The organism is Nocardioides abyssi, from assembly GCF_030412915.1.
GTDB classification, from domain to species: Bacteria; Actinomycetota; Actinomycetes; order Propionibacteriales; family Nocardioidaceae; genus Nocardioides; species Nocardioides abyssi.
On sequence record NZ_JAUHJR010000021.1, the window covers coordinates 1 to 4,208 of the forward strand.

Here is a 4,208-nt window from a genome sequence, read left to right on the forward strand (position 1 = left end):
CGGCCGGCGGGACGGGTCCGGCGTGCCGGCTCCCCAGCCGATCGCCGCGGTCGCCGGCCCGGTCGCTGCCCGTCTCGGCGGCGGCCCGGCACCCGCCGGTGTGGAAGGCTGATCGCGTGCTGCGCTCCCTCCGTCCTGTCGTCATGCCCGCACTCGCCCCCGCGCTCGGCCTCGTGCTCACCGCGGGCGTCGTCGCCGGCTGCTCCGGCGGCGACGACGACTCCTCGCCGGTCGGCGAGGAGCAGAGCCCCGCGGAGGTGATGGAGCTGGCGAAGACCACCTTCGACGAGACCAGCGGCCTGTCGATCACGCTCACCACCGACGACCTCCCCGAGGGCGTCACCGGCATCGTCGACGCCTCCGGGGTCGGCACCCACGCGCCGGCCTTCGAGGGCTCGATCACCGTCGTGCTGATGGGCCAGGAGGTCGAGGTGCCGGTCGTGGCCGTCGACGACAAGGTCTACGCGCAGGTGCCCTTCACCAACGGCTGGCAGGACATCGACCCGACGGAGTACGGCGCGCCCGACCCCGCCGGGCTGATGAGCACCGACGCCGGCTTCTCCGCGCTGCTCACCGCGACCACCGGCCTCGAGGAGGGCGAGTCGGTCCGCGGCGGCGCCAACAACGACGAGGTGCTGACCGAGTTCACCGGCACGGTCCCCGACACGGCCGTCAAGAACGTCATCCCGAGCGCGTCGGGCGACTTCGACGCGACGTACACCGTCACCGCCGAGGGCGAGCTGCGCTCCGCCGTGCTCACCGGCGTCTTCTACGCCGACTCCCCCGCGATGACCTACACGATCGGGTTCGACGACTACGGCACCGAGCAGGACATCACCGCCCCGTGAGCGACGCCGTCGCCGGGGCGGGCCGGGGGGCCGAAGGCCGCTCGCCGCGGCTGCTGCTCGTCCTGGCGTCGGTCGCGGTCGCCTTCGCGGCGGCCGACACGTACGTCGTCGTGCTCGCGCTGCCGGACATGATGACCGGCGCCGGCATCTCGGTGGAGCAGCTGCAGAAGGCCGCGCCGATCATCTCCGGCTTCCTGCTGGGGTACGTCGCCATGCTGCCGCTGATCGGGCGGATCGCCGACCTGCGCGGCCGCACCCCGGTGCTCGTGGCCGCGCTGGTGCTCTTCGCGCTGGGCTCGCTGGTGACCGCGGTGGCGTACGACCTGCCCAGCATGGTGGCCGGCCGCTTCCTCCAGGGCGTCGGCGGCGGCGGGCTCGTGCCCGCGACGCTGGCCCTGGTCGCCGACCTCTACCCGGCCGAGCGCCGCGGGGTGCCGCTGGGCCTGGTCTCGGCCGTCCAGGAGCTCGGCAGCGTGCTCGGCCCGCTGCTCGGCGCGGTCGTGCTGGCCGTCGCCGACTGGCGCGCGATCTTCCTGCTCAACCTCGCCGTCGGCCTGGTGCTCGCGGCCGCGATCCGCTCGCTGCGCGGTGAGGCGCCGGCGGGCCTGGCCGCGCCGCCACCCCGCCGCGGACTGCCCGGCCTGCCCGACCTGCTCGGCGTCCTCCTCGCGCTCGTGGCGATGGCCGCCGGCGGGTTGGTGTTCCTGCGGCCCAGCCAGCTGCTGCGCGACCTCACCTGGGGCGAGCTGTTCGTGCCCTACGTCGGCGACGGCCGCTGGCTGACCCCGATCGGGCTCGTGGCGATCGGCGCCTCGCTGCTGTTCCTCGTCCGCTGCACCTTCGCGCGGCGGCCGCTGGTCGACCTGCGCGCCTGGTGGCGCAGCGCCCGCGACGCCGACCTCACCGGCGCGCTGCTGCTGGCGGTCGTGCTCGGCGGGGTGATCCTCGCCTTCGCGACCGCCGACCCCAAGGTGCAGGTCTTCTCCGACCAGGGCCTCTGGTACCTCCTCGGCGCCGCCGTCGGTGCCGTCGCGTTCGTCGTGCACGTGCGGCGCACCGAGGCCCCGATCGTGCCGGCGGGTGCGCTGCGGCGGACGCCGGCCTGGGGCGCGGTGCTGGTGAGCTTCTTCGTCGGCGCCGCCCTGATCGCCGCGCTCATCGACATCCCGCTCTTCGCCCGCACGACCATCCACCGCGACTCCCAGCTGATGGCCGCCCTGGTGCTGCTGCGGTTCCTGGTCGCGCTGCCCGTCGGTGCGGTGGTCGGTGGCTGGCTGACCCGCCGCGTCGGCGCCGGCGTGATCACCGCCGTCGGCATGGCACTGGCCGCGCTCGGCTTCGCGCTGATGACGCAGTGGGACGTCGACAGCCTCGAGCACCTCACCTCCGACCTCACCCTGGTGATCTGCGGCTTCGGCTTCGGGCTCGCCCTGGCGCCGGTCAACGCCGCCGTGCTGGCCAGCACCGACGACGACGTGCACGGCGTCGCCAGCGCGATGGTCGTCGTCGCACGGATGGTCGGGATGCTCGTGGGCATCTCGGCGCTCACCGCGCTCGGCCTGCGCCGCTACTACGACCACCTCGAGGACAACCCGCTCCCCTCGGCCCGGGAGGTCTGCGGCGACCGGACCCGCTGCGCGGCGTACTCCGACCTCATCGCCGCCGCCGGCATCCCCCAGGAGCACGCGGTCTTCGCCGGCGCCGCGGTCGCGGCGGTCGTCGCCGGGCTGCTCGCCCTGGTCGTCTTCCGCGGCGCGGCGACCAAGGCCGTCTCGACGGCCGAGGTGCTGCGCGCCCGGGCTTGAGGGTTCCGCTAGGTTCCGGATCGTGGCTGACTCGGACTTCGACGACCTGCTCGACGCGAACCGACGGTTCGCCGAGACCTTCGACCTCGCCGGCTTCGACGGCGTCGCCCACGCGGGCGTCGCGATCGTGACCTGCATGGACTCGCGGATCGACCCGCTCGGCATGCTCGGCCTCAAGCCGGGCGACGCCAAGATCTTCCGCAACCCGGGCGGCCGGGTCACCCCGCAGGCGCTCGAGGCGCTCGTGCTCGCGGTGCACCTGCTCAACGTCGACCGCGTCCTCGTGGTGCCCCACACCCGCTGCGCGGTCGCCACCAGCACCGAGGAGCAGCTGCGCGAGCGCGTCGGTGCCTCCGCCGGGCAGGACGCCGCGTGGCAGCCCTTCCCCGTCGTCGCCGACCAGCGCGCGGCGCTCGCCGACGACGTGCACAAGGTGAGCAGCCACCCGCTCGTGCCGGACTCCGTCAAGGTCGGCGGCTTCATCTACGACGTCGACAGCGGGCTGATCGAGCGCGTCGTCTGACGACCGCTCCCCCGGTCAGCAGCCGCGGCGCTCCACGCCGCTGACCTGCACCGGCAGCCTGCCCGGGGCCGTGGCCCGCCCGGCGAGCACGTCGACGAGGGCGGTCATCGCCGCCGGCGTCGAGCCGTACGTCGCGATGCGCACGCGCGCCGTCGAGGTGCCCAGCACCCACGGACGGTCGGTGGCGACGACGACCCCGCCCGCCGGGGCCCGGTCGCCCGGCCCGAGCAGGTGCACCGGGGTCCCGTCGACGACCCGGCGCGGCTCGGTGCGGCGCCACGCCCGCAGCCGGCGCCGGTCCTTCCTCCGGTTGCCGGTGCGCTCCGGCTTGGGCGGCTTGACGTAGCGGACGCTGCCCAGGCTCATGCCCGCCCGCGACGCCGCCGCGCGGAAGGCGGCCGCCGCCGTGCTGCTGCCCAGCGGCACCACCGGCCCGCCGACCAGCGCGCCCTCGCACGGGCCGGCCACCGAGGTGATCGCCCGGGCCGACAGCTCGCGGGCGACGCCGGCGGCCGAGCCCGGGGCGGCGTCCCGGCCGCCGGTCCCCTGCTGGTGCTCGAGCAGCGCGACCATCCGGGTCGCGGCTCGCTCGAGGCGCCGCCGCGGCAGCCTGCCCTCGCGGACCGCCCGGATGATCGAGGCCCGCGCCGCGGCGGGGTCGCTCGGCATCAGCACCACGTCACCGCCGGCCGCGAGGAACCGCACCGCCGGCGCCCGGCTCCCGCGCACCGCCGCCATCTCCAGGGCGTCGCTGACCACCAGGCCCGCGAAGCCCAGCCGCTCGCGCAGCATCCCGTGCACGACCGGTCGCGACAGGGTCGCCGGCACGCCCGGGTCGACCGCCCGCACCGCGATGTGGCCGACCATCACCGCCGGCAGCCCGGCCTCGACCGCGGCCTCGAACGGCCGCAGGTCGACCCGCTCCAGCTGCGGCACCGTCCGGGTCTGCACCGGCAGTGCGACGTGGCTGTCGGTCGTCAGCGACCCGTGCCCGGGGAAGTGCTTGACCACCGGCACCACGCCCGCGCCGCG

General features: G+C 75.7%; 4 protein-coding genes. 3 read left to right on the plus strand and 1 reads right to left on the minus strand.

Features of this window, described 5'->3' with window-relative positions; all coding sequences use genetic code 11:
* The first annotated feature begins 116 nt into the window (after nucleotides 1-116).
* Genes QWY29_RS19710 through QWY29_RS19720 form a run of 3 tightly spaced genes read left to right on the plus strand, consistent with a single transcriptional unit; the run spans nucleotide 117 to nucleotide 3,176 of the window.
* The gene (locus QWY29_RS19710; RefSeq protein ID WP_300962938.1) at nucleotides 117-848 is read left to right on the plus strand and encodes an LppX_LprAFG lipoprotein; all 732 of its coding nucleotides are present in this window, start codon (nucleotides 117-119) and stop codon (nucleotides 846-848) included.
* Nucleotides 845-2,653, plus strand: coding sequence for an MFS transporter (locus tag QWY29_RS19715; RefSeq protein ID WP_300962939.1), 1,809 nt, complete (start codon nucleotides 845-847; stop codon nucleotides 2,651-2,653). The genes QWY29_RS19710 and QWY29_RS19715 overlap by 4 nt, the downstream gene beginning before the upstream one ends.
* Before the next feature lie 22 nt (nucleotides 2,654-2,675).
* Nucleotides 2,676-3,176 (plus strand): beta-class carbonic anhydrase, encoded by a 501-nt coding sequence (locus QWY29_RS19720; RefSeq protein ID WP_300962940.1) that lies wholly within the window; start codon nucleotides 2,676-2,678, stop codon nucleotides 3,174-3,176.
* A 15-nt stretch (nucleotides 3,177-3,191) separates the two neighbouring features.
* On the opposite strand, the gene QWY29_RS19725 is transcribed toward QWY29_RS19720, so the two are convergent.
* The coding region (locus QWY29_RS19725; protein ID WP_300962941.1) for a glycoside hydrolase family 3 N-terminal domain-containing protein at nucleotides 3,192-4,208 on the minus strand (1,017 nt) is incomplete at its 5' end.